General features: G+C 61.7%; 17 protein-coding genes. 5 read left to right on the forward strand and 12 right to left on the reverse strand.

The genetic code is table 11. The annotated features are described in order from the left end of the window. Window positions 1-122: 122 nt before the first annotated feature. From FFA61_RS06620 to FFA61_RS06665, 10 genes are all read right to left on the reverse strand, one after another. The gene (locus FFA61_RS06620; RefSeq protein WP_005964950.1) at window positions 123-1085 is read right to left on the reverse strand and encodes a 4-(cytidine 5'-diphospho)-2-C-methyl-D-erythritol kinase; all 963 of its coding nucleotides are present in this window, start codon (window positions 1083-1085) and stop codon (window positions 123-125) included. Further along, a complete protein-coding gene (rsmA, locus tag FFA61_RS06625; protein ID WP_005964952.1) occupies window positions 1078-2160 on the reverse strand; it encodes a 16S rRNA (adenine(1518)-N(6)/adenine(1519)-N(6))-dimethyltransferase RsmA in 1083 nt (360 codons plus the stop codon). Before rsmA ends, FFA61_RS06620 begins: the two co-directional genes overlap by 8 nt. Before the next feature lie 31 nt (window positions 2161-2191). After that, window positions 2192-3601 carry an aggregation-promoting factor C-terminal-like domain-containing protein gene (locus tag FFA61_RS06630; protein WP_131247364.1) on the reverse strand — a complete coding sequence of 470 codons (1410 nt, stop codon included), beginning with the start codon at window positions 3599-3601 and terminating at the stop codon, window positions 2192-2194. Window positions 3602-3622: 21 nt separating this feature from the next. Beyond that, on the reverse strand, window positions 3623-4807 hold the full coding sequence (locus tag FFA61_RS06635) for a resuscitation-promoting factor (RefSeq protein WP_005964954.1): 1185 nt from the start codon (window positions 4805-4807) through the stop codon (window positions 3623-3625). A gap of 199 nt (window positions 4808-5006) precedes the next feature. Further along, the gene (locus tag FFA61_RS06640; RefSeq protein WP_005964955.1) at window positions 5007-5918 is read right to left on the reverse strand and encodes a TatD family hydrolase; all 912 of its coding nucleotides are present in this window, start codon (window positions 5916-5918) and stop codon (window positions 5007-5009) included. 12 nt (window positions 5919-5930) lie between these two features. Beyond that, the gene (locus FFA61_RS06645) at window positions 5931-7385 is read right to left on the reverse strand and encodes an alpha-amylase (protein WP_005964956.1); all 1455 of its coding nucleotides are present in this window, start codon (window positions 7383-7385) and stop codon (window positions 5931-5933) included. A gap of 54 nt (window positions 7386-7439) precedes the next feature. Beyond that, entirely contained in the window at window positions 7440-8018 is a 579-nt protein-coding gene (locus FFA61_RS06650) for a DJ-1 family glyoxalase III (protein ID WP_005964958.1), read from the reverse strand. Window positions 8019-8069: 51 nt separating this feature from the next. Then, window positions 8070-11483 carry an ABC transporter ATP-binding protein/permease gene (locus FFA61_RS06655; protein ID WP_005964960.1) on the reverse strand — a complete coding sequence of 1138 codons (3414 nt, stop codon included), beginning with the start codon at window positions 11481-11483 and terminating at the stop codon, window positions 8070-8072. 181 nt (window positions 11484-11664) lie between these two features. After that, entirely contained in the window at window positions 11665-13413 is a 1749-nt protein-coding gene (locus FFA61_RS06660) for a cation:proton antiporter (RefSeq protein WP_005964963.1), read from the reverse strand. A gap of 27 nt (window positions 13414-13440) precedes the next feature. After that, window positions 13441-17274: an efflux RND transporter permease subunit gene (locus tag FFA61_RS06665; RefSeq protein WP_040314218.1), complete on the reverse strand. Its 3834-nt coding sequence runs from the start codon at window positions 17272-17274 to the stop codon at window positions 13441-13443. 312 nt (window positions 17275-17586) lie between these two features. Here FFA61_RS06665 and FFA61_RS06670 point away from each other — a divergent pair, with 312 nt between their 5' ends. The 3 genes from FFA61_RS06670 (at window position 17587) to FFA61_RS06680 (ending at window position 20199) form a co-directional block, all read left to right on the forward strand. Further along, window positions 17587-18246 carry a hypothetical protein gene (locus FFA61_RS06670; RefSeq protein WP_040314219.1) on the forward strand — a complete coding sequence of 220 codons (660 nt, stop codon included), beginning with the start codon at window positions 17587-17589 and terminating at the stop codon, window positions 18244-18246. 222 nt (window positions 18247-18468) lie between these two features. Beyond that, complete coding sequence (locus tag FFA61_RS06675; protein ID WP_005964972.1) at window positions 18469-19386, forward strand: magnesium transporter CorA family protein; 918 nt, start codon at window positions 18469-18471, stop codon at window positions 19384-19386. A gap of 150 nt (window positions 19387-19536) precedes the next feature. After that, window positions 19537-20199, forward strand: coding sequence for an HAD family hydrolase (locus tag FFA61_RS06680; protein ID WP_005964975.1), 663 nt, complete (start codon window positions 19537-19539; stop codon window positions 20197-20199). Here FFA61_RS06680 and FFA61_RS06685 read toward each other — a convergent pair. Further along, window positions 20173-20487, reverse strand: coding sequence for a TfoX/Sxy family protein (locus FFA61_RS06685; protein ID WP_005964978.1), 315 nt, complete (start codon window positions 20485-20487; stop codon window positions 20173-20175). The genes FFA61_RS06680 and FFA61_RS06685 overlap by 27 nt on opposite strands. 242 nt (window positions 20488-20729) lie before the next feature. Between FFA61_RS06685 and FFA61_RS06690 the strand changes: the two genes are divergently transcribed. Further along, on the forward strand, window positions 20730-21515 hold the full coding sequence (locus tag FFA61_RS06690) for a protein-ADP-ribose hydrolase (protein WP_005964983.1): 786 nt from the start codon (window positions 20730-20732) through the stop codon (window positions 21513-21515). A 257-nt stretch (window positions 21516-21772) separates the two neighbouring features. Beyond that, the gene (locus FFA61_RS06695) at window positions 21773-23101 is read left to right on the forward strand and encodes a replication-associated recombination protein A (protein WP_005964986.1); all 1329 of its coding nucleotides are present in this window, start codon (window positions 21773-21775) and stop codon (window positions 23099-23101) included. 146 nt (window positions 23102-23247) lie between these two features. Here FFA61_RS06695 and FFA61_RS06700 read toward each other — a convergent pair whose 3' ends face one another. Beyond that, window positions 23248-24186, reverse strand: coding sequence for a ketopantoate reductase family protein (locus tag FFA61_RS06700; protein WP_005964993.1), 939 nt, complete (start codon window positions 24184-24186; stop codon window positions 23248-23250). Window positions 24187-24292: the final 106 nt, after the last annotated feature.

Consider the following 24292-nt stretch of genomic DNA (forward strand, 5'->3'; position numbering starts at 1 on the left):
GCGGCCAAGACCCTGCGGGCGGGGGCACAGAATGTCACTCCTTAGGTCCGGGGTTCAAGCCGGAACCCCGAGTTTCGCGCCGCGCCCCGCTCGGGGTGTACGCCCCCGTGGAAGCGCACGCCCTATTCGAGGCGAGCGCCAGGCACAGGCCCACGGGTCGTGAAGGCATGAGCGACGCTCGGCGCCCCTTCAAGAGCTTGTGCGAGTCTGTGCGCGCCATCCGCGTCCTGGGCGAGCGCCGCAATCGAAGGGCCCGAACCTGAAAGGATCACCGCGAGCGCGCCCGCATTTTGAGCGGCCCTCATCGTGTCGGCGAGTTCGGGGCGCATCCTCAGCGCAGTTTCTTGCAGATCGTTGACGAGGAGGGGAGCGAGTCCCAGGGAATCTCCTGTGAGTGCTCCGATCTCCTCTGAAGAGGGTTGTGTGAGTTCTTTCCATGTTCCGCCCGGGCCTTGGGCCTCGTCGAGTGCACGGAACACTCCTGGAGTTTCCAAGCCCTCATGTGCGAGCGCGATCGCCCAATGGTGGCGGGGCTGTGCGCCCTCGTCGAGGGGGTCCATGTGGTCGCCGCGCCCTGTGCCCAGCGCAATGCCGCCGACAAGGCAGGCGGGTACGTCGGCGCCGAGGGAGCGTGCCAGGAGTTCGAGCTGTTGCCCGGACAGGCCGAGTTCCCAGAGTTCATTGCAGGCGACGAGGGCGGCGGCTGCGTCCGCTGAGCCTCCCGCCATTCCACCGGCCATGGGGATGTGCTTGTCGACGTGAATGTCGATTCCGGCGGCGCTTTGTCCCCAAGGTCCGCTCATGGCGAGGCGTTGAAGTCGTTTCGCGGCTCGGTGGGCCAAATGGGAGTCGGCGGGAAGTTCGCGCATCCGAGCAGTCGTCGCCTCGTCGTAAGAGCCGTCTGGCAGGTAGGCGTCGGTTGTGACGCGGATGCCGGGGGTGCGTGCGGTCCTCACCGTGAGGTATTCACGCAGGTCGAGCGCTTCGAAGACGGTGACGAGAGGATGGTAAGCGTCCGGGCTCGGTGGGCCCACTCGTAAAGTGAGATTCACTTTCGCAGGGGCACTGGCTCTGATCTCACGCATTGTCAACGGCCTCGGAGTCGGATGCGGGAGAGTCGAGGAGCGTGGAGGAGGTGCTCTGCGTCGTCTTCGCCTCGTTGCTCGGCCTCGGAGATTCACCGCTGCGAGGGTCGACCCTTTCGATGAGCACCCCGGCTTCTCGTAGTTCGATGAGCGCACGCCCCAGGGCCACGAAGTGTTCAATGCTGAGGGTCTCTCCCCTGGCGCTCGGATCAATGTCCGCGCGTTCAAGGAGCGCCTCAGCCCCTTGGGCTGAGCCCGCCCACGTTTTGAGTGCTGCACGCAGGGTCTTGCGCCGCTGCCCGAAGGCGACATCGCAGACTTCGAAGGTTGCTCGGCGCAGGCGTTCCTCCCCGCGGGGCTCTCCCGCCCGCCTCAGACGCACCAGCGCAGAGTCAACATTCGGTACAGGCCAAAAAACAGAGCGTCCGATCGTTCCGGCACGTTCGGCGGTCCCATACCAGGCAGCCTTCACTGAGGGCACGCCGTAGACGCGTGAACCCGGTGAGGCCGCGAGACGGTCGGCGACCTCGGATTGGACCATCACGAGGACATCACTCAAGCTCGGGAAGGACTCGAGCATTGCGAGGAGGACGGGAACCGCCACATTGTAGGGAAGGTTCGCGACGAGCTTCGTCGGAGCGGGCCAGTCCACGCCGAAATCGTCGAGGCCTTTGACCTTCGTCGCATCATTGAGGACAACGTGGAAACGCTCGGCGGCTTCAGGCATGCGACTGCGGATCGTTTCGGGCAGGGCACGGGCGAGCACGGGGTCGATTTCAACCGCGCGGACCCTCGCGCCCCTTTCAAGGATCGCCAGGGTCAAGGAGCCCAAGCCGGGTCCAACCTCGACGACCTCGTCCCCGGCTTGCACTCCCCCGGCGCGCACAATGCGTCGAACGGTTCCAGCGTCGTGGACGAAGTTCTGGCCGAGGACCTTCGTCGGGCGAATGCCGAGGGCGTTCGCGATCGCTTTCACTTCGAGAGGACCGAGGAGACCGGAATCTGAAGGGAGAGCCCCCTCGGGAAGGCTCGGGTCGAGGCGGTGTCCGCGAGTGCGGGTATGGGATCGGGTCACGCGTTGACTCTAGCCGAATGAGAGCGCGGGATCAGTACCACCCGACCGCGTTCGAGTGAGCCCACGCGGAGCAGGGGGTGCCGTAGCGGTCTGCAATGTACCCGAGGCCCCAGGTGATCTGAGTTTCCGGGTTCGTCCGCCAATCCGCACCAGCGGTGGCCATCTTCGAGCCCGGGAGCGACTGGGGAATGCCATAGGCGCCCGAAGAAGCGTTCTCAGCGTAGGGGTTCCACTGGGATTCGCGGTTCCACAGGTTCACGAGGCACTGGAACTCGGAGGGGGCCCAGCCGCGCGCAGCGACCTGGATCTGGGCGATCTCCTTGGGGTCTTGCCCGATGTAGGAGACTCTCACTCCTGACCTCTGGGCTGCAGCAACGGCCTCGACCTTGCTCGCCTGATCGGGCAGGGTGTTGATGATCTCTTCGATCTCCGCCACCGATGAGCGGGTGCCGAGGGCGCCCGTGTACTTCGCGTAAGGGCGTCCGAGGGAATCCTTGCCCTCTTCAAGGCTCGCCTTCGGGTCAAGACCGGCCATGACGAGAGCCTGCGGTGTCACAGGTTTCGTTCCGATGGAACGGACCGCCACCGTCGGCTGGGTCTTCAAGGTCTCAGCTGTCGTCGCAGCTGAAGAGGTTTTCCCGTCGCGAGTCTCAACCCATTCGGTCCGTTGGGCCTGCCCTTCACTTCCCTCTTGGGTGATGAGGGATTCACCGACGAAAAGATCAGCCGACTCGACCTTGTGCTCCTCGAAAGGAAGAGGAACATCTGAGGTGACGAGTGAGCGGCGGACCCGTGCGACGGAAAGGGTCAGTGCCCCGCCACGAGTATTGCCCAGGGAGACTCGGTCATTCGCGCCGATACCGACACCGGCTTTATCGAGGATGCTCTTCACGTCATCCTTGGGCTGTGCCTCAATCGTCTTCGTCTCTCCATCAGCGACGACCCTCACCGAGCGGTCGCGTGCGACGAGGGGAACATTCTCTTTGTTCTCGCTGGAACGTTCGGTAGCGAGGCTGACGCTGCGTCCCATTGTGGCCGAGTCGGCCAAGACTGCGTCTGCTGTGGAAGAGGTCGACCAAATCTGTTGTTCTTCACCATCAACCGATACGGTGTAGGGCCTTGCTGTCCGGACAACGACAGCACCCCCATCGGGAATCGGAGAAGATGGGGAGGGCTGGACGAGGTCGTGTTCGCCGACTTCAATATCCGCCTTCTCAAGAACTGATTGAACGGTTCCACCCCAGACCGTGACCGGCTGAGAGACCCCATCGACTTCAAGGGTGGTCTGAACACGCGAAGAGGCGATGGAAACACCGGAGAGAACGAACATGAAAGCGGAGGCTGATGCCGTGCACGCGAGGACTGTGCGCCTCTGCGGCGCCCAGGAGATCCCCTGAGATTTGCGTGCTCCGCGGTGGCGTGCGCGCGTTTTCCTGCTCACGTGGTGATGTCCTTGTCTCGATCAGTACCAGTTGTTGCTTTGCCAGTGGCCGTAGGCGGAGCAGGGCGTACCGTAACGTCCCGAAATGTACCCAAGACCCCAGGTGATCTGGGTCGCCGGGTTGGTCGCCCAGTCTGCACCGGCCGACGCCATCTTCGAACCGGGAAGAGCCTGCGGGATTCCATAGGCGCCCGAGGGGTTGCCGGCGTTCGTTCGCCACCCGGATTCATGGTTCCACAGAGCCACCAGGCAATTGAACTCGCTATCGGACCAGCCGCGAGCCGCAACCATGGACTGTGCGATTCCCTGGGCCGAAGAGGGCGAGAAGGAACCCGCCGGGGCTGCTGAGGCTGCGGCGGGCGCAGATGTACTCGGCTTCTCCTTCGTGCCGACCGACACGATCTCATTGACCGGGGCGGTCTGCGTCTTGGACAGGAGCAGGTTGATCGTGGTTTCGCCGTTGATCGTCTCGCGGTAGTAGGTGGAAGAACTGGAGCCGTTCACCCCTTCTTGGGTGACCTTCTTCTCCCCCACGTACATGGAGTCGTCTTCTTGCTCCTCAGAGGAGAAAGGAATATCGGAGGTCTCGGTGACACTCCCGCGCACGATCCGCTGAACCTTCAAAGAGGTGTGCCCGCCTTGGGCGTAGAAGTCAAGGGTGTCGAGCTGGCCGAGGCTGACATTGGCCTTCGTGAGAAGAGCGTCAGCGGTGTCATTCGCTTCGGCATCAACCTTCAGGGTCTGACCATCAACGAAGATCTCAACGGGGCCGCGCGTAGAAGCGAAGGGCATCTGCGTGCGCACATTTGAACGATCCGCAGCCGCGAGGACGACCTCGCCGGGCTCGGCAAGAGAGTCGAGGACCGCGTCAACGGAGTCGGCAGTCGACCAGGCGGTCGTCGGCTTGCCGTCGATCTTCACTTCGTATTCGGTGGCGGTGCGCACGACGATGGTTTCGCCGTCTTTCACGCGGCTCTGGCCGCTGGGGGCGAGCAGGTCGTGGGCTCCGAGCTTCACTCCTGCGGAGGCGAGAACATCATCAACGGTGGTGAAGAAGCCGGATACGGGCGCTGAGACGCCGTCGACCTCGATGGTGACATCGTGGTGGGAGGCTGCAACTGAGGCTCCTGCGGTCGCAGTCATTGCGAATGCGAGCACGGAGGCTGTGGAGATGATGGTTCGGCGCGAAGGGTGCGTGAGATTCACGTGGCTCCAGAGTTCGTAGCTTCCGCCCGAGGAGGGGCCTTCATTCTCAAGGAAGGCTGCTCCGTAGCGGACTTATGCCCAACCGTAACCAATCCGCAACATGTTTCGCGCCCTTTCGTGCTCTGTCTCACGCTAGGACGCGAGGGTTGTCACAGTGTCCTCCACGCCCACTGTGCCTGAGGAAAGCTCTGAGAAGAGCTCACCAGGTGCCGTAGACGCGCCTCGTATTCTCCATGAGCTGCACACACGCCTCCTCCTCGCCCACGCCCCATAGCTCAGCAATGAATCGAACAGTGTGAGCCATCACATAGGAGGCGTTCGGGGAGCCCCGGTGCGGCGCGGGAGTCAAATACGGTGCATCCGTCTCAACGAGGACGAGCTCACGGGGCATGGTGACAAGAGCCGCACGAAGATCCTCATTCGCCGGATAGGTGAGGGGACCGGCGAAGGACGCATACCAGCCTTTTTCAGCCAGAGCCCTCGCCAAATGAGCATCGCCGGAAAAACAGTGGAACACGATCAGCTGATCGGCACGGGCAACATCAGCCAAAACCTCCAGGGTGTCCGCATGCGCATCCCGATCGTGGATCTGCACAGGCAAATCCGCTTCGGCGCCGAGTTCCAGGTGAGCGGCGAAGGATCGTTTCTGCGCTTCACGCCCCTGGGCTGCGGTGCGGAAGTAGTCGAGGCCGCTCTCCCCGACTGCGACGACCAGAGGATCTTTCAGGAGGCGCTCCACCTTCGCGATCGCCTCATCGAGAGGCACATGATGGGCCGCTTGACGCGGCACGAGGCCGTCAGGTGAAGGCTCAGTGACGCCCGCATGAAGGGCGGCCTCATTCGGGTGGATCGCCACAGCGACGCGCACCCCCTCGTAGGCGCGCGCGATCTGCATAGTCGGATCGAAACTCGGGATCTCACAGGCACTCGAAATGACTCCGACAATGTTCGTGGCCTTCGCGCGGGACAGCTGCTCATCCAAGGAGAGCTTGAGCCCATCGGCCCCGGGGATCTCGCCCTCGTGGACGGGAAGGTGCGTGTGATTGTCAATGATCGGACCAGCCAGGGGCTCGGGGAGCTCCGGCCAGCTGCGCTTCTTGCGTTTGCCCATGTCTCCTTCTCCTCAGGCTTTCGGGATGAACACGGCGAGGCCTTCGTCTCCGACCGTGAAAGCTGCCATCCCGTCCTCGTTGATGATGACGCTCTCCTGCCCGCCGAGGGCGCACTCCCACACCTGCCCGGCGTGACATGCCCCGACCTCGAGTGTTTTCACCGCGGCCCCCGACTGGGAGATGAGGACGGCCACACCGGTGGAGGGCGCGCCTTCTTCTCCTTCTTCACTTGACAAGCCTTCGCGGCTCCACCCGATGAGCTCAGAATCGTCGAAGGCGTCGCGCTGGATGCCGTGGGCGTGCGAGGCGCGCAGGCGCATGAGCGTTTCAAGGCCCGGCACGGGCGCAATGGGGTGTTCTCCCCCGACGCCGTCAAGGTCGGCTTGGAACACGCAGGGGTAACCGGCCTCTCGTAGGAGGATCAGTGCGTACGCCGCAGGCCTGAACCACTCGGCCACGGGTGATTGGAGGGACTGGCCCTCTTGAGTGTCGTGGTTCTCCACGAAGGTGACGGCCATCGTCGGATCGGCGTCAACGAGAGTATCGGCGAAGATCGCGCGAAGATCGTATTCCCCCCGGCTCCAAGAGGCCCGCTGCAGCGCGAAATGGAGGGGCACATCAAAAAGGGCGAGGGTACGGTCCTCACCAATGAACTTGCGCAGCTCTGCAAGGTCGTGAGTCCAGAACTCGCCGACTGTGAACAATTCACGCCCCGTCTCTTCCCTCATCTTTTCGAGCCAGGCCATCGTGAAGTCGCGGCCCATGTGCTTCAGGGCGTCCATCCTCAAGCCGTCCGCGCCGCTCGTGTTGAGATACCAGGTGCCCCAGTGGACGAGTTCATCCATGACCTTGGGTTCGGTCAAATGCACATCCACACCCATGAGATAGTCGAAGTTGCCGTATTCGGAATCGACCTGGCTATTCCACTGCTTGCCTTCGAAGAGCCAGAGTCCCTGCCTTTGGGTTGCCTCATCCCAGTCGGTGCCGTGAAAACACGTCCAATCCCAGTGGAAATCGGAGTATGCGTCGGCCCTGCCGGGAAAATCGAAGCGCGTCCACACCTCGATCCTTTCCTCCGGCCCGATGGCCTGATTACGATCTGCCGGATCGATCGGCGTCGCTGTGACCCACTCAGTGGCGTCGGCCCCCATCTTATGGTTGAGGACAGTGTCAACGAGAACATGGATTCCCGCCTCGTGCAGGGCCCTAATCGCCTGGAGGTACTGCTCTTTCGTGCCGTACTTCGTGGCAACGCTTCCCTGCTGGTCGAACTCTCCCAAGTCGTACAGGTCATACACGCCGTAGCCGACGTCGTTCACGCCGCCTTGTCCTTTGTAGGCGGGCGGCAGCCACACGGCCGTCACGCCAAGGGAGGCGAGGCGCTTGGCGTCAGCGGCGATCCTCTCCCAGTGGCCCGAGTCGGCGGGCACATGCCAGGAGAAGCCCTGCAAGAGCATGCCGTTCATGAAGGTCCTTTCACGCGCCGATCAGTGCAGAGTCGTCCGACCCGCACACGCGCTTCAGTAGACGAGGGCTTCGCGCACGGCCCCGGCAGCCTTCTCACCCAAGAATCGTTCGACAATGGCGAAGCCCAATTCGAAGGCGGTTCCCGCACCGCGACTCGTGAGGAAGGGGCCGTCAATGACGACCCGCTCCTCGAGGGCGTGTGCCCCGCCCTCGGCGATTGCCTCCATGAAACCGGGATTCGCAGTGGCACGTCGGCCCCTGAGGTGACCGCGAGAGGCGAGGATGGAAGGCGCGGCGCAGATCGCAGCGAGGTCGAGTCCGGCCTTCGCGCGCCGGTCGATCTCACGGCAGACCTGCTCGTTCGCTGCGAGATTCATAGTGCCGGGCATCCCGCCGGGCAAGAAGAGGAGCTCATAGGAAGCAAGATCCGCCTGAGCGAGGAGAAGATCGCAGGTGATGGACACGCCGTGGGAGGAGACGACCCTCAGATCCTCGAAGACCGCGATGAGGTCGGCGTGGATCCCAGCGCGGAACAGGGCGTCCACGACCGCGAGCGCTTCAACCTCTTCGCAGCCCGGGGCGAGAAGGACCCCGACGGTCTTGTCAGTGCTGAGGCTTGCTGGCGTGGGCATGTGTCCTCCTTAGCGTCGAAGGGGCGGCGCGATGACGCTCCCCATCTGAGCCTACTCGCTGCGCAGCGCCTCAACAGGGTCTGACTTCGCAGCTTTTCTCGCGGGAAGTAGCCCTGCGATGAGGGTGAGGAGTACGGAGATCGCAATGAGAGTGAGGGCCGCGCTCACCGGCAGCTGCGCAATATTGTCCACTCCGAGGCTGGTGGACACGATCGCATTCGCGAAAGCGGCGATGAGCAGGGTCGTGGCAATCCCGATGATGCCGGCGAGTAGGCCCTCGATGACGGTCTCCGCGTTGAACACATGCGACACGTCCTTCCTGGAGGCGCCGATCGAACGCAGGACCCCGATCTCTTTCTTTCGTTCGAGGACGGAGATGAACGTGATGATCGCAATCATGATGGAGGACACGATCAGCGAGATCGACACGAAGGCGATGAGCATCCACTTGATGATGTTAATGATCCTCGTCACCGAACTCATGAGCAGGCCCACGAGGTCCGTGTAGGTGATGGCCTTCGTCTCATCCCCAGCGTTGCGCGCAGCCTCGTTGTAAGCGTCAAGGATCGCTTTGACAGCGTCCTTGTCCTCGAAGGTCGTGGGATAAATGTTGATCTGTTCAGGGGTGGATTCTTCCGCCCAGCCGAGTTTCGCAAGATTCGACTCGTAGCTCGTCGGAACGCGCGACATCATCGTCTGGAGGATCTTCTGCAAGTCCTCAGGAGAGGTCGAAGGGGCGAAGGCCTTGGCCAATGCGGACTCATCGAAGGAGAAGGCGTTCATCATGGACTCAGCGAAACCACCCATGGCCTGCTCCATCTGGGTGGAAATCGCAGTGGAGATGGCGGTCATCATCTGTGTCATGGCGCTGGTCATTGCGCTGTGCACGTATGTGGACAAAACGGTGGCGAGTTGCTGACTCAAAGCCTCGCTGAGTTGTCCGGCGATCGTCTGCACGATGGCCGTGCCCACCTGTGCGGAGAGGTCTTTCGTGATCTCCCCCAGCGCGGGGTCTTCACCCAGGGCGGCGGCGAGCTGCGAGCTGAGCGTTTGAAGGTCGATGATCTGCCCGGAGTTGAGCGCCTCTTCGAGCGCGGCCTTCACTTCGGGGGTCTGCATGTATTGGGCGGCGAGGGTCGCCGGGTCCACATCGGGGATCCCATCTAAGTCGCTGTCGGCATGCTCCTGGTAGTAGTCGAGGAACCCCTGTGCGATCGGTCCGAGTTTTTCGGCGATCTTGCGTCCCGCATCGGGTTTGACGACCCCGCCCTCGAGGCCTTTGGCGAGAATCGTGGGCCAGTCGATCTCGGCGAGCTTGGGGTGTTTCGCAATGAGTTCGCCGAGGTTCAGCTTGTCGAGTGAGAGAGCGGAGGGGTCGATCGAATTGGCGAGGGCCTCAGCATCCAGGTCCGAGGGCGTGAATTCGAGGGAGGACATGTCAAGGGTGGACAGGTCGAAGGTAGACATGTTGATCGAGGAAAAGTCCAGTCCCGACAGGTCCATTTGCAGCGCATTCGGATCGATCCTAAAGGCGGCTTGGATCGCCTCTGCGTCAATGCTGAACAGGGAGGACATGTCGAAACCCTCGGCGCCCTGTCCTTTCGAAAGCTCCTCGAAGCTCTTGCCGGTGAAGACGTCGATCTTCGGATTTGCGAGCTGGTCCTTGACGATCTGCGAGGATGCGGCCTCGGCCATTGTTTCCCGAGTCAGGCCCGCGGTGTAGGCGATCCCTTGACGGATGATCGTCGTATTGTCGTCGCGGGGCTTGACGATCCCCGCGATTTCAAGAGTCGGGGCCTTCGCAATGAGCTCCTTCATGAAGGCTGTGTCTTCGGACTGCTCGGTCCACACTCCGTAGGTTTCGTCGTAGCGGTACAGGGAGGCACTGGGGACCAGTGAGAAGCTCCTTCCCAGGATCTGCTCGTAGTCGTAGATCGTGGCCTCAGATGCCGCTGCGCTGGTTTCGGCGGAAGCACCGGAAGTCTGTGGGCTTGAGCCCAGGCCGTTGCCGGAGTAGTAGTTCTTCATCGCCTCATCGAGTTCGGAGTGGGGCTTGAGGCCGAGGGTATATTCGAAGAAGTCGGACATCATGCCTTTGTCGTCGAGGACGAGGACGAGTTCATGGTCGTTACTCGGCCAGTGTCCGGCGAGGACCTCGTAGGAGTCTTCATACAGTCCCGTGTTGGCGGGGAGCTGGTTGAAAGCCTCGGTTTGCACGAAGCTCGAGAATGCGCCCGAACCGTAGGCGCTCGACAGAGTTGACATGGACTGTTCGGGGTTGAGTTGGACGATCCCATTGGAGGTGTCGCGCTGGTAGATCCGGGGTTTCGCGCCGTAATGGTATTCGATTGCGGCGACATGCTCGGAGATTCTGCCGCCGTCTTGATCGAAGTAGCTTTTCAGGCTCTTAAGGTCGTTCCTCGTTGTTGATTCACGCGTCGAAGCGAAAGCGGGAATGGTTTTCACCTTTCCTTCGACGCCCGATTGGCTGTGGGCTCCTTCAGCGTTCGCGCCGAGCATCGCACTCATGTCCATGCCGGTCTTCTGGATGGACAGCGGATAGGAGGTGAGGGCGTTCTCCTCGGTGCGTGCAATGTAGTCGTTGACGCCGTTCGCGAGGGCGAGGATCGAAGCGATGCCGATGATCCCGATTGAGCCCGCGAAGGAGGTCATGAGGGTTCGCCACTTTTTCGTCGCGAGGTTCTTCGCCGAAAGGCCGAGCGCCGTCAGGGGTGACATGGAGGTGCGCCGAGCGGCTTTCGCTTCGCGGATTTCCTCGCCTGCGGGCTCGTAGGGGCGGGTGTCGGAGATGACACGTCCGTCGGAGAGCTCAACGATCCTCGTCGCGTACTGCTCAGCGAGCTCGGGATTGTGGGTAACCATAATGACGAGGCGGTCGGAGGCGACCTCGTGCAAGAGGTCCATGACCTGCGTGGATGTCTGGGAGTCGAGGGCGCCGGTCGGCTCATCTGCCAGGACGATCTCTGGGTCGTTGACGAGGGCGCGGGCGATCGCGACCCTTTGCATTTGCCCGCCCGAGAGCTGTGAGGGCTTCTTGCGGACGTGATCGGCTAGGCCCACGCCTTCAAGAGCTTCGAGGGCGCGGGCGCGGCGCTCTTTGCGGGACACTCCCGACAGGGTCAGGGCGAGTTCGACGTTCTCGAGGACGGATTGGTGCGGGATCAGGTTGTATGCCTGGAAGACGAAGCCGATGCGGTTGTTCCTGTAGGCGTCCCAGTCGCGGTCGCGGTAGTTCTTCGTTGAGATCGAGTCGATGAGCAGGTCGCCCGAGTCGAAATGGTCGAGGCCGCCGATGATGTTGAGCATCGTCGTCTTACCGGAGCCGGATTGGCCGAGGATCGCGACGAACTCGTTGTCGCGGAATGCGAGTGACACGGAGTCGAGGGCCCTTTGGGTCAGGGACGCCGTCCGGTAGGCCTTCGTGATCCCGCGCAGTTCAAGCATGTTCCCACACTACGGCAGGGCGTGCAGAGCAGCTGAGTGGGGCGGCGGGCTTGAGCCGCAGGCGAAATCCTGCGTGATCCTGCGCTCTTCCGGCCTCGGGTTCCTCGCTCCCCCTCTTCGGCGGGGCATCACTTGTGCCCGGGTATTGCCTCCAGAGTGAAGCCTCGGCTCGGCTCAGCCTTCAATGCCGCTGCGCCAGCAGGATCTCCTCATAGTCGATGCGTTCCAAGCAGCGTTCAAGCACCGCTGAGGAGAAGACCCCGTCGTCGCGCGCTTCGATCAGCGCCTCGCGCTGCTGATGGATCGACTCGAGGGCGAGGGCGCGGGTGCGCTCTTCAGTGAAGGCCGGCCAGGCGCGCCCCGACAGGGGCACATTCACAAGCGAAGTTGGGGCACCCGGGACGGACTGAGTCTGCGTGATCGAATGGGACAGGGCAGAGTCCTTCACCCGTGAACGCAGGAGCGCAAAAAGGCGTTCTCGTTCTTCCTCGTCGTGGGATTCTTCAGCGAGTTGGGGTTTGACGAGGCGGATGAGCAGGGGAAGGCTCAGGCCCTGGATGACGAGGGAACCGGCGGCGACGAGGAGTGCGACGAGGAGCATGAAGGAGCGGGCCGGAGCGGTGAGTGGCAGGGTTTGAGCTGCGGCGAGGGTGACGGCGCCACGCATTCCGGCCCACACGATCACGGATCCTTCTCGGGGTCCGAGGGGCTCACGCAGCCAATACTTGAGGTCATTGCCCTTACGGGCCAGGCGTCTCTTGCCGACTTCGACTCGCGAATGCCATTTCGCGATGGCCGCGTCTAATTGTTCCTGCGTGAGATCACTCGCCTCCATGAGTTCATCGGCTCTATCGCAGGCGTGGGCGATGCGTTCCTCGTGGTAGCGGATGTGCTCGTCAATGCGTTCAAGGCGCCACCTGTGGTGTTTTCGACTGTAGGCGAGGAAAGCGAGGAAGGTGGCAACGAAGAGGGCCCTGACGAGGACCGTGAGGAGTCCAGCGATTATGGCGACGAGGGCGGCGCGCCCCAGGCCCATGTTTCCGCCGTACACGTCCGTGACGATCCCGAAGGCTTGCAGGCCCATGGTGAGGAACACGAGTCCTTCGAGGACGAATTCGAGGGTCCGCCAGTTCTGCTGGGCGAATCTCCTGTTCTGGGCGGGAATCAGTCCGACTCGACGGTAGGAGACGATGAGTCCGGCGACGACGGCTGCGACCAGTCCCGATCCTCCCAGGTGTTCGGCGGGAATCGAGGCGAGGAAGGGCATGGTGAAGGAGAAGACGGTGTCTGCGGCTGGTTCGGTGATTTTCGCGCGGATCCGCACCCCCAGTTCTCCGACGAGGAGGCCGACGAGGATCGCGATGACGAGGGCGATGAGGAAGTTGATGCCGAGGTTGAGGGGCGCGAGCGCGTGTTCCTTGGTGCGCAGGGCCGAGGAGGTCGCCGCTGAGAGGAGGACGAGGGCGGTCGCATCGTTGAAGAGGCCTTCGCCTTCAAGGACGGTGATGATCCTGTGGGAGACGCCGCGACCTCGGGCAATCGAGATCGCAACCGCGTCCGTCGGCGAGAGGACCGCGCCGAGCGCGACCGCCCAGGGAAGGGTGATCGCCGGGATGAGAGTATGAATGGTGAATCCGAGGACCAGTGCGCTCAAGGCGACGAGGCCGATCGCCAGGCCCGACACTGCGGTCAGATCCCTGCGGAAATCCATCACCGGCATGCTCGCTGCCGCACCGAAGAGGAGTGGTGGGAGGATCACTTCGAGGACGATCGCGGGTGCGAGCTCGATGGCGTCCACCCAGGGGAGGAAACTGATGGTGATCGACAGGGCGAGGAGGATCAGAGGTGAGGCGACGCCGATCCTCGGCCCGAGTTGAGCCGTAACAGCGATCGCGAGCATACCGGCGACTGCGACGAGGAGGAGATTCACTCATTCAGGGTAAGGGGTGAGCACCCCTCAGCTCCTCGTGGGTTCACGAAGGCGTGTGCGACCCCCGATCAGAGGATCCAGGGCGGCCAGGAGTCCCGGGAGCATGAAGAGGATGAGGATCGTCGCCGCGAGCGCGCCAATGGAGATCGTGCGGCAGATCTGAGCGACCGTCGGATTGTCGAAGAGGAAACTGAGGATCCCGGTGACGAGGATCATGATCGAAGCGGAGGTCATGATCGTGTGGATTGAACGGGCGAGGGCGTGCTCCAGGGCTTCACGAATCCCCAGGCTTCGGCGCGCCTCACGATACTGGCTGCTCACCAGGATGCCGTAGTCGATGGTTGCACCCATGAGGATGCATTGGACCATGAGTTGTGCGAGGTAGTAGTTCGAGTACCCCTGCACCCCGATCGTGGTGATCGTGATGAACACTCCCGCTTGGACGAGGAGGACGAGGAGTGCGGGCAGGGACGGGCTCAGGAAGGTCAGAGCGATGACAGTGAAGATCGCGGCGGCGGTGAGCCAGGAGATGAGGGACATTTCAGAGGGGAAGCTCTTCCTCATTTCGTGGATGAGCACGGAGTTGCCGATGAGGTGGCATCCTTGCGTGAACTCCGCTTGGCATGTGGCGAGGAGGGCGGAGATGAAGGCCTCCGTGTGTTCGGATTCTTCAGGCAGACTCGTTGTGATGATCATGCGCGAGTGGGTGGGGCCAATGAGTTGGACTGTTGCCTGTGCGATCTTCTCTTCGGCTTCAGTAATGGCCGCCCGGTTCTCTTGGGTGAGGAGGCTATCGAAGCGAGGGTCATTGAGGATCTTCTTCGACATTGTGGACACGAATTGGGCGATCGAGAGGCTTCGCCCCTGGGGGCTCCATGCCGAGGCCGCGTGCATGAGGTATGCGAGGCTGATCTGATCGGGGTCGATTCTTTCCGGCGCGCCCAAGCCCGCATCGTTTGCGGGGGCTCTAGTGAGGAATGCTGCAAGTTCTTCGGGCGTGTACGCCTTGTTTTCGACGACGGAATCGATGAGTGTGCGAAGGAAGCGGAGTTGTTCGCGCTCTTCGGATGTGAATCGCTGGGAGCTGTACACACTGGGGAGCATCGTGTCGACGAGGAAGGTGACGGCGTCGCGTGCGCTCATGTTCCAGGCGGAAGAATCCGAGTAGAGGGAGCTTCTCAGGAGCGCGATACTGCGAGCATCCCGGTCGCTCATCCCGGTCAGGGTGGCCAGGCGTGCTGGAGTGTAGGCCCTTCCGGCGATCGAGTCGTTGATGATCGTGGCGAGCTTCTTGAGCTCTGCCGCGTGGTCTTCAGCTCCCGGCTCCATGGCGAGGGCGTTGACGATTTCTTGTGGGCTGAAGGCCCATTGCCCGCCAAGGGTGGGGATATCCGCGAGGGCGTGCGCGAAGGCGATGGTGCGGTGGTCAATGCCGGTGAGTGAGGCGAAGTCTGCGGCGCTGGTGGCCTGCCCTGAAATGGACAGGCTGATGAGGCCGTGCAGTGCGGTGAGTCCTTTCTTCTCCTCAGCTCCGATCATTGTGGCCAGGGGCGATGTGGGGTCATTCGATGCGGCGAGGAGGAAGTCGAGATAGTCCTTCGGTGAGGCCATAAGAGCACTCGTGTCAGGTGGCGTGTCTGCCCCGCTGTGGGAGCCAGAGCTTTGAGGACCCTGAGGCGAATGCGTCCCCGATTGCGCGCCGGATTGGGCGCCCGATTGTGCACCTGATTGTGCTGAACCCGATTGTGGTCCCCCGGGAGGTGTTCCCCCCTGGCTCATTGCCGCTTTCAATTGGAGGATCATGCCGACTTCTTCAACGCTTTGACCGGTGATTCTCGCCAGGGAGGTGGCATCCATTGGCGTCATCATCGCCGCCGCATCCGCGATCTGTGCGAGCTTGTCCAGACCTGCGCCCTGGTCCTGAGCGAGCCCGGCTGCCGCTTGGGGAAGAGCCGCCACAGCGCCAAGAGCGTCGAGGTGTTGAGGAAAAGTCCACTTCGCCGAGTCGTAAGCCCCGCCAGAGGCTACTCGCGTGGCGTACACCTGGGCGAGGAGTTCTTCATCCATCCCCAAAAGCCTCGCCATCTGCGAGTACCCGATCGGCCTTGTCATCGCCTCCGCATCAGTGAAGCGCTCAACGCTCCTGAGCCTCGCGATCTGGGCGCCTGTCACCATGGACGAGTATTGGGGGTCTTGAGCCAGATCCTCGGCGACGAAGTCAATGAACTGGGCAAGACTCATCGGGTCCGCGCTAATCGAAGGATCGGAGATCGCGTGGGCGAGGAGGATGGCGCGCGCGTCCTCCTCACTCATCTTCAACACAGATGCGAGACCCGCAGCCCCCTGGGGTGTAAGAAGAGCCTCTCGATCAAGGAAAGGCGTCAAAGCGTCGAGACGATTACGCATCGACTGGTCCATATGAGAGGACGCATCCGGGTCGCTGCGCACAAAACTCACGAACTCGGCGAGCGTCATCGTCTCACTCGCCTTCCCCTCGTGAGCGAGGAAGTAGACGAGTCTGAGGGTGCGATCATCAAGGATAAAGCCCTGCGTCCCCGATTCTTCACTCATCTGATTGAGCGCGCTCTTCATGTCCTGAAGTGATCGTTGTTTGCCGATCGTGGATGAGTGCGAGGCTACGGAGCTCACACGGGGATCACCTTCAAGACGCTGAGCGAGGGCACGAGCCGCGTCCTCGTCCTCGTTGGCGTAGACGAGGACAATGGGGTTGTCCTTATCGAAGACCTCGGCGATCGGATCGTCTTTGCTCAGCGTGTAAGCGACGGGCGTGCCAGCTGCGCTGAAAGCTGATCCTGCGAATAGTGCGATGAACACGAGGAGGATCGGCCAGCGGAAACGGAATTGAACGTGGGCCAGGCCGCGCAGCCTCGGCTCCCAGTAGGGCTTTTGGCTTGCGAGGAGCCACCGGTCGAACATGAGGATGAGGCTCGGCAGAATCAAGAAGACCGAGAGCATGGACAAGAACACGCCCTTCGCGAGGGCGATTCCCAGGTCCATTCCGATTCCAAGGCTCATGAAGCAGAGCATGAGCAGGCCGACGACCGTCGTCATTGACGAAGACAGGATCGAAGAAGAGGCTCCCCGCAGGGCCCGGCTCATCGCTTCTGTCGTGCTGCGGGCGCTTTCGCGCTCGTGACGGTAACGGTTCATGAGGATGATCGAGTAGTCCATCGACAAGACGAGCTGCAAGATCGCGCCAATGGTGAAGGTGATGTCCGCGATCGACCCGCGAATGATATTCGTCCCGAGATTGAGGACAACGGCCATGCCGATCGTCGTGAGGAAGAGGAGCGGTTCGAGCCAGGAGGGGCACATGATGAAAAGGATCAGCGCCACAAGACCAACAGCAATAATGATGATCCACAGGGGGAGCTCGTCGGCTTGTGACGGAGTGTCCGAGCGGAGCACATGTTCGTTTCCGGCAAGCTGCTCCTCAATCGCATGGTGAATCGCCGTATCCTGGGCAGAGCCGTAGGGGTGGGGCGATTCCACAATGAAAAGGCTCGCCTCCCCCTTGTGGAAACGCGGGTCCCCCGCCTTGTGCTGAACCTTGGCGACACCGGGAATGCGGGCGAGGGCCTCAGCGGTCGCGAGTTCTTCTTCCTCGGAAAGCCCACGGGTCATGACGCGCGTCGTTGAAATCTCGGAATCTTCGGGGAATTCTTCTTCCATGAGGGCAATCCCGGCGCGCATCGAAGAATCGGCGGGTAAGAACTTCGCCATATCCGTGATGACACCGACTTTCGGGATGAGGAATGCGGCACCGATCGTCAGCGTGATCATCACGGCAAGAATCATGTGACGGGTGGTCACGAGGAATCTTGCGAGATTCATCGGCATGGAGGACTCCATTCATGCGGTGATTCACCACGACAAGGACCCACCATTGGGAGCATCGTCTTTCGAGAATACTGAGAAAGCACTCACCCCGGGTCGGACTCGGAGGATTGAGACCGGATCGCGATCTATCTGCGCCAATGTTGTGCTCATCCCTTTTGACGAGTGGCACCGGATAAGGGGTAGCACCCGATTCATTGCTGTACTTCAATTCCCTGTGGGAGGAGTCGTGTAGCGTTAAGTGAACTCTTCCGCATCGTTTCCTAGCGCACGAGAATCGTGCGCGACGCCGTGTGGAGGAAGCGAGGAAGTGCCATGTCCCGTTCGTCTGTGCCGGTTCTTGCTGTTCTCGCGCTTGCCGTGGGCGCTGTGGTGGGCTGTTCCTCGGCGCCTGATTCGAAGGCCGCAGACTCTCCCGCCTCTTCGGCGATGTCAAGCCAATCCGCCCAAGCGGAAACGAGCGCCCCCTCGGGCTCAGGTGCGAATCAACAGCTTGTGAAAGAACTCAAAGAATTCGGGATCTCTCCCTCGTCTGAGCAGGTCGCGACTCTTCTTCGGGCGGATACCGAACTCGCTCAGCTGGAGAATCTCGGCTTGGATCTTCAGCTTCTCGCGAAGACTTTCGTAGACAAGATAAGCTATGAGGTTTCGGATGCTCAAGTCCAAGGCGATACCGCCCTCGTGACGATTCGCGTCTCGATTCCGGATTTCAATGAGGAGGCCTCAAGGGGGCTTGAGGAAGCATTCACTCAGAAGGTCGCCGAGTCCGGCATTGACCCTATGGCCCCCGATGAGGCGACGCTCATCAAGCTCTTCTCTGACACGGTCAACGAGTACCTGGCAAGTTCGAGTTTCCCGATGAAGTCCGATGATTTCACCGTCGAATATGTGCGGAAGAACGGCACGTGGGAGATGAAGGATCCCACGGACTTCGATCGGGCTCTTGCGGAGTTCATGGGTTCGCCGCAGATCTGACAGCGCGATTCACTAAGACCAGGGGGCGCGGACCGCGAGGAGCGCCGTGGCGATGAGCGCTGCGATCCCGACAGACACGGTGGGGCACTGACGACGCCTTAGTTGAACAACGTTCAGTGAGTGGCCGCCACTATGCTCTTCTCCCCCACTTCCGCATCGGAGTTTCAAAGAGCCTGCGAGGACGTGGCAAACTCGAGTGCGCAGGGACGACTAGGAGGGACCATGCACTACCTCATCGACGAGCGCCTGAGGGCCTGCGAAGAGGCGGAGATCCGCTCTGCGAACACCCCTTTCGTCGCCATCCTTACGCCCGAGGAATGGGCCGAGGGACGCGATGCCTACGACATGGGCATCGAGTTCGACCCGGACCTCTCAACATCCCTCGACACTCAAGCGGAGACGAACTACGACGCCGTCACAGGAACGATCTTCATCCCGGACCGCGCGAACCCAGATCTCCCCGAAGCGCGCTTCACCTTCGCTTTGGACGAAAAGGGCGTCGTATTCGTCGACGCCCAGGACAATGCCTTAACCCTGGTAGAACAGATCGCCAAGAACCGGAGGTGGCGCAGACCAGGTCTCGAGCGCTTCCTCGCGGACTTCTTCGTGCAGATCATCAAGAACGATCCGCAGCTGCTTCGCGACTACGAGGACGAGCTCGACGGCATGGAGCACGCGATCATGGCGGGCAGTCCCGGCAGCGCCGCTCATAGGATCAACGAGATGCGTTCCGAGCTTCGTGACCTCGACGACCACTACGACCACCTCATGGACCTCGTCCGCCTCCTCGAGGAGAACGAGAATGGCTTCTTCGCCGAGGAGAATCTGCGTTACTTCCGCACGGTCTACGGCCGCCTCGACAAGCTGCGCGATCAAGCCTCCTCTCTTCGCGACCAGGCGCTGCAGATGAGGGATCTTTCCAAGATGCGACTCGACATCCAGCAGAACCACATCATGACGGTCCTGACTGTCGTGACCGTGATCTTCGCTCCACTCACCCTCATCGTCGGCTGGTACGGAATGAACTTCACGCACATGCCCGAGTTGGCGTGGCGCTGGGGCTACCCGCTGGTGTTCCTCGTGTCGCTCACAGTGACGCTGGGCCTGATCTTTTTCTTCAAGCGCCGCAAATGGCTCTGAGCCACTGTCCCCTCCTGTGAAGTCATCACTTCGCATGAAGTCATCACTTCGCATTCAAAGGGACAATCGCCTCGCTCTTCATTCTCCTCCCCCTTCGAGGAGCCGCTTCGCTAGGCTCGAAGCCAGAGGACAGCCGCGAAGGAGCATCCCATGATCCAGTCAGTGATATTCGACCTCGATGGTCTGCTCATCGACTCTGAGATGGTGTTCTATCGGATCTACCGCGACATGCTGGCCACAATCGGCCACGAGTTCACCCTCACCGACTATCTCTCTGGATTCTCCGGCCGCCCGATTCGCCCGATCATGGCGGACTTCATCTTTCGTTTCGGCCTGCCCGCCACCCTTGAGGAGGCCTGCGCTCATGTCGAATCCGAAGAGGTCGAGGCCCGCCGCAGGGGTATCCCTCTCAAGCCAGGAGCGCGTCAGCTCCTCGAAGATCTGCGCGAGAGCGGACTCTCTATCGCCCTGGGAACATCTTCGACCCGCGAGCGCGCCAGCTCGATCCTCGAAGCGCATGGCATTCTCGATCGTTTCGACGCCCTGATCTGCGCTGAGGACATTACGCGCGGCAAACCCGACCCGCAGGTCTTCCTCAGTGCTGCCGCAGCCCTTGGCACAGCGCCCGCGCACTGCCTCGTCCTCGAAGATTCGGAGATGGGCATCGAGGCCGCCCACGCCGCCAGCATCCCCGTCGTTTGCGTGCCCGACCTCAAGCAGCCCGATGAGGCCCACCGGGCGATGACCACGAGGGTTCTCAACTCCCTTGCTGAGGTTTCTCCACAGCTACTTGCGACGCTTCCTCGTCCCTGATGCGGCCAGTTGTGGGATCATCGCCGCAATTGTGTCGCTGATCTGCACCAGATCCTCGCTGTCGACCAGCAGCATTGGGCGCGCACCCTCATAGGGCTCTTGCTCCAGAGGGAAGACTTCACGGGCCGCGGGCACGTCCTTAAGGAGGAATCTGTCGTCATAGACGCCGCCGAAGAGGACGCCCTCGGAGTACAGCAGGTATTCGCCCATCATTGTGCGATGAGTAACCCCCGCAACCTTGGAGAGCAAATCGAGGACGTGCTCCAAGTACTCCTTGCTGCTCGCCATATCGGATTATTCTCCCCTCGAGGCAGCCTCGTCGACGCCGATGATGGAGTCGATGCTAATCCGCGAAGCTCCACTTCTCCCGGATACTGAGGATTTTTTGGATACTGAAGGGGCGTCGGCCTCAAAGGGCCCGAGGCTCCGCTCTCGGCGAGCGCGAGCGGGCCCGAGCGAGACCAGACGGCTCAGAGCGGAATGGACAAGGACGTAAGGAGCCAAGACACGAGGGGACGAGGAGGACTGATATGGAAGAGTCTCGCAAGCGCGAGCTGCTCACATCCTTGACGGAGGAACTCTTAGCGGAGCGGGACATGGAAGCGCCGAACAGCCCGGACACCGCTGCACTGTGGAGGCTGTTCCGGGCCCTGGTGAACACCCGCCCACCCGCCCCGATTGCACAGACCTGGCTCAAAGCGCAAGACGAGTTACTCTCCGGCCTCATCGCCGAAGCGGGCATTGCCACCCTTGAAGAGGCGAACTTCAGCCTTGAGGATCCTCGGATGCGCCTGTGGAGGGGCGATATCACCACCATGGCCGTTGATGCGATTGTCAACGCCGCGAATAGCGGACTCCTGGGGTGTTGGAGTCCCGGGCATCACTGCATCGACAATGCGATTCACACCTTCGCGGGCGTGCAACTGCGGGCCGAATGCGCCCGGCTCATGGATGAGCAGGGACACGCAGAGCCCACAGGATCGGCGAAGATCACCGGGGCCTACAACCTGCCTTCGACGCATGTCATTCACACGGTCGGGCCCATCGCGAATGGGAGGCCGAACGATGAGCACCACACCCAGCTCGCCTCGTGCTACCGAAGCTGCCTCGACCTCGCGGCGAAGAACGACCTTCATTCCATCGCCTTTTGCGCCATCTCCACGGGAGTGTTCGCCTTCCCGAAGGAGGAAGCCGCGAGGATCGCTCTTCGCGCGACCCGCGAATGGCTCGACTCGCACGAGGAGAACATGACGGTGGTCTTCAACGTCTTTTCCGAAGAGGACTACTCGATCTACTCGAGGCTTCTCGGCATCTAGACCTTCTCGAAGCATCAACGAGGAGTAGGAAAAGCCCGTCAGGGAGCATCTCCTCCCCCTCAGGGCACGACATCACGGCATCCTCTCCTTGCGTCAGACGCGCGACGATTTCGGGAGGATTCGCATCCCCGCGTTGTACTTGAGGGGAAGCACCCTACACACGCAACGCTGAGACAACCTGTCACGACACACCCAACAATCGAACACATGTTCTATACTGGTCGAGGACCTGCTGTCACAAGCGGAAGAAGCCAGCGATGAGCCACCAGGAGTCCCTCTTCGACAAAGCCGCCGATGCAACGCGCCCCCTGGCCGCCCGCATGCGCCCTGAGACTCTGGATGAGGTCGTGGGCCAAGAGCACCTCATCAGTGAGGGCAAGATCTTGCGCCGCATGATCGAGTCCGACCAGGTGCCCTCGATGATCTTCTGGGGACCTCCCGGCGTCGGCAAGACGACGCTGGCCCGGGTGATCGCCCATCAGACCCGCGCCTCCTTCATCGATTTCTCCGCAGTGACCAGCGGCATTAAGGAGATCCGCGACATCATGAAGCGCGCGGACGCGGCCAGCGGCATTGGGGCGCGCACGATCGTTTTCATCGACGAGATCCACCGTTTCAACAAGGCCCAGCAAGACGCCTTTCTCCCCTTCGTCGAAAAGGGCGCGATCACATTGATCGGCGCGACAACGGAGAACCCGTCTTTCGAGGTCAACGGCGCTTTGTTGTCCCGCTGCAAGGTGTTCGTCCTCAAAGGCCTGCTCGAGGATGAGATCATGGGCCTGCTGAGCCGAGCACTGGAGGAGCCTCGCGGCTTCGGTGATCAGGACGTCAGGATCGAAGACGATCTGCTGCGCGCGATCGCCGTCTTCTCGAACGGGGACGCCCGCTCGGCCCTGTCGATACTGGAAATGGTGGTCCTCAACGGGGATGAGGACGATGGGGTCATCACCGTCACGGAGGAGACCGTCGCCCAGTGCACCTCGCAGAGGTCATTGCTGTACGACAAGGCGGGCGAGGAGCACTACAACATCATCTCCGCCCTGCATAAGTCGATGAGGAACTCGGATCCCGATTCTGCGGTCTATTGGCTGGCGCGCATGCTCGAGTCCGGGGAAGACCCTGTGTACCTTGCGCGGCGCATCACGCGCTTCGCCGCGGAGGACATTGGGCTGGCGGACACGAACGCCCTCGCTGTGGCGATTAACGCCTTCCATGCCTGTCATTTCATCGGGATGCCGGAGTGCACGGTCCACCTGGCCGAGGCCGTCATTTACCTGTCAATGGCCCCGAAGTCGAACAGTTCGTACATCGCCTACGAGCATGCGAAGAAGGATGCCCTGCACTCGATGGCGGAGCCGGTGCCCTTGGTCATCCGCAATGCGCCCACCCGTCTGATGAAGGATCTCGGCTATGGCGAGGGCTACCGATTGGCCCATAACGAGGAGGACAAGGTCGCCGTCGATATGCAGTGCCTTCCCGATTCCCTGGTCGGTACGGAGTACTACACCCCGACGAAGGAGGGGCACGAGAACCGTCTCAGGGAGCGCCTCGTCCGGCTCAGGGCGCTACGTCAAGGCCACCAATGATGAGAGGCGAGCCAAGCCCCTGAGGCTCCTCGCAGCCCATTGTGCTGAAGATCAGCGCGAGCAGCTCACAGTCATCAGATGATGGAAAGACACGGATTGCTTGCAATCAAGCCTCCATAGTCGGAACGGACATGTGGGAACTCTCTTCAAGGGGTGATGTGAGAGGCGCGGCGCAGCGCATCCCATGTCGGCATCGTAAGAGCGGAGCCTGCGCGCATGTCTTCGAAGGCCTGATCGAGGGCGTCCATCTCATCGGGGGCGTTGCGACAGTGGTCGGATGCTGCGAGGCGCCCTGCCGGGGTCTTCGCCATGAGCCACAGCGTCGCCTGCGCCAGGGCCCGCCCCGCCCCCGCTTCGAAGCCCGCATCTTCCTTGTCGTTCACACTCATGCCGAGGTCGCGCAGAAGGGCTCTGGCTTCCTTCACCGCGTCGAGTATGCGCCCCGCATCGCCCCAGCTCGCTCTTTTCAGATTGAATCCGGTGGAGCGGCACAGGTAAACAGTTGGGAGGACGAGGGCGAGGTGGGCGGCGAGCCACTCGGCCATGTTCTTCTCCCAGGTGAGACGGCACCGTGATCCGACGAATGCGCGCTCAACGAGGCTGCGCTCTGGCGCGCTGGCCTCCCCCTGAGCGGCGCCGATGGTGATCGGCACTCCCATGTGGAAGGACACGACCCTGTGCTCATCGCGGTGTCCCGCGCTCATTTGGAACCCGAAGAGGACGGTCTTGCCATCATCGTGTGCTCGCAGGCCCTCGATGGTGGCCGAGGGGTCCGGGTTGTTGCCGATGAGAAGGACGGCAGGGGATGTGTTCTTCGCGATGCTCGGGATGACGGCGGGCAATTGAGTCCACTGCATGACGACGACGATGAGGTCGTAACGGTCCTCGGCGTCGAGAGTGTCGATGATTCGGGGCCGGTCACGGGTGGTGCGCATGGACGGACGGTGACCGATGACGAGCCCCTCCTGTTCGAGGACTTCCTTCCATCGCCCTCGCGCGAGCACGGTGACGTCGTTTCCTGCACGGATGAGTTCATGGGCGGTGAGGGAGCCAATGACTCCGCACCCGTAAACGAGAATCCTCATATGTCGATTGTGTCCCCCATGTCCCCGACTTCAAGTGACTGAGGTCCACGCTCCCGGGCGCTTCACTTTCTTACCTGTTCTAGCCTGGAGACGCATGAGGTGATCG

Source organism: Schaalia cardiffensis F0333, assembly GCF_005886435.1.
Taxonomy (GTDB): Bacteria; Actinomycetota; Actinomycetes; order Actinomycetales; family Actinomycetaceae; genus Pauljensenia; species Pauljensenia cardiffensis.

What these genes read in the sequence shown, in the direction of transcription:
- FFA61_RS06620 (WP_005964950.1), bottom strand. Translation starts at nt 1,085, where the DNA reads ATGCGTGAGATCAGAGCCAGTGCCCCTGCGAAAGTGAATCTCACTTTA.
- FFA61_RS06640 (WP_005964955.1), bottom strand. Translation starts at nt 5,918, where the DNA reads ATGGGCAAACGCAAGAAGCGCAGCTGGCCGGAGCTCCCCGAGCCCCTG.
- FFA61_RS06645 (WP_005964956.1), bottom strand. Translation starts at nt 7,385, where the DNA reads ATGAACGGCATGCTCTTGCAGGGCTTCTCCTGGCATGTGCCCGCCGAC.
- FFA61_RS06650 (WP_005964958.1), bottom strand. Translation starts at nt 8,018, where the DNA reads ATGCCCACGCCAGCAAGCCTCAGCACTGACAAGACCGTCGGGGTCCTT.
- FFA61_RS06655 (WP_005964960.1), bottom strand. Translation starts at nt 11,483, where the DNA reads ATGCTTGAACTGCGCGGGATCACGAAGGCCTACCGGACGGCGTCCCTG.
- FFA61_RS06665 (WP_040314218.1), bottom strand. Translation starts at nt 17,274, where the DNA reads ATGCCGATGAATCTCGCAAGATTCCTCGTGACCACCCGTCACATGATT.
- FFA61_RS06670 (WP_040314219.1), top strand. Translation starts at nt 17,587, where the DNA reads ATGTCCCGTTCGTCTGTGCCGGTTCTTGCTGTTCTCGCGCTTGCCGTG.
- FFA61_RS06675 (WP_005964972.1), top strand. Translation starts at nt 18,469, where the DNA reads ATGCACTACCTCATCGACGAGCGCCTGAGGGCCTGCGAAGAGGCGGAG.
- FFA61_RS06680 (WP_005964975.1), top strand. Translation starts at nt 19,537, where the DNA reads ATGATCCAGTCAGTGATATTCGACCTCGATGGTCTGCTCATCGACTCT.
- FFA61_RS06685 (WP_005964978.1), bottom strand. Translation starts at nt 20,487, where the DNA reads ATGGCGAGCAGCAAGGAGTACTTGGAGCACGTCCTCGATTTGCTCTCC.
- FFA61_RS06690 (WP_005964983.1), top strand. Translation starts at nt 20,730, where the DNA reads ATGGAAGAGTCTCGCAAGCGCGAGCTGCTCACATCCTTGACGGAGGAA.
- FFA61_RS06695 (WP_005964986.1), top strand. Translation starts at nt 21,773, where the DNA reads ATGAGCCACCAGGAGTCCCTCTTCGACAAAGCCGCCGATGCAACGCGC.
- FFA61_RS06700 (WP_005964993.1), bottom strand. Translation starts at nt 24,186, where the DNA reads ATGAGGATTCTCGTTTACGGGTGCGGAGTCATTGGCTCCCTCACCGCC.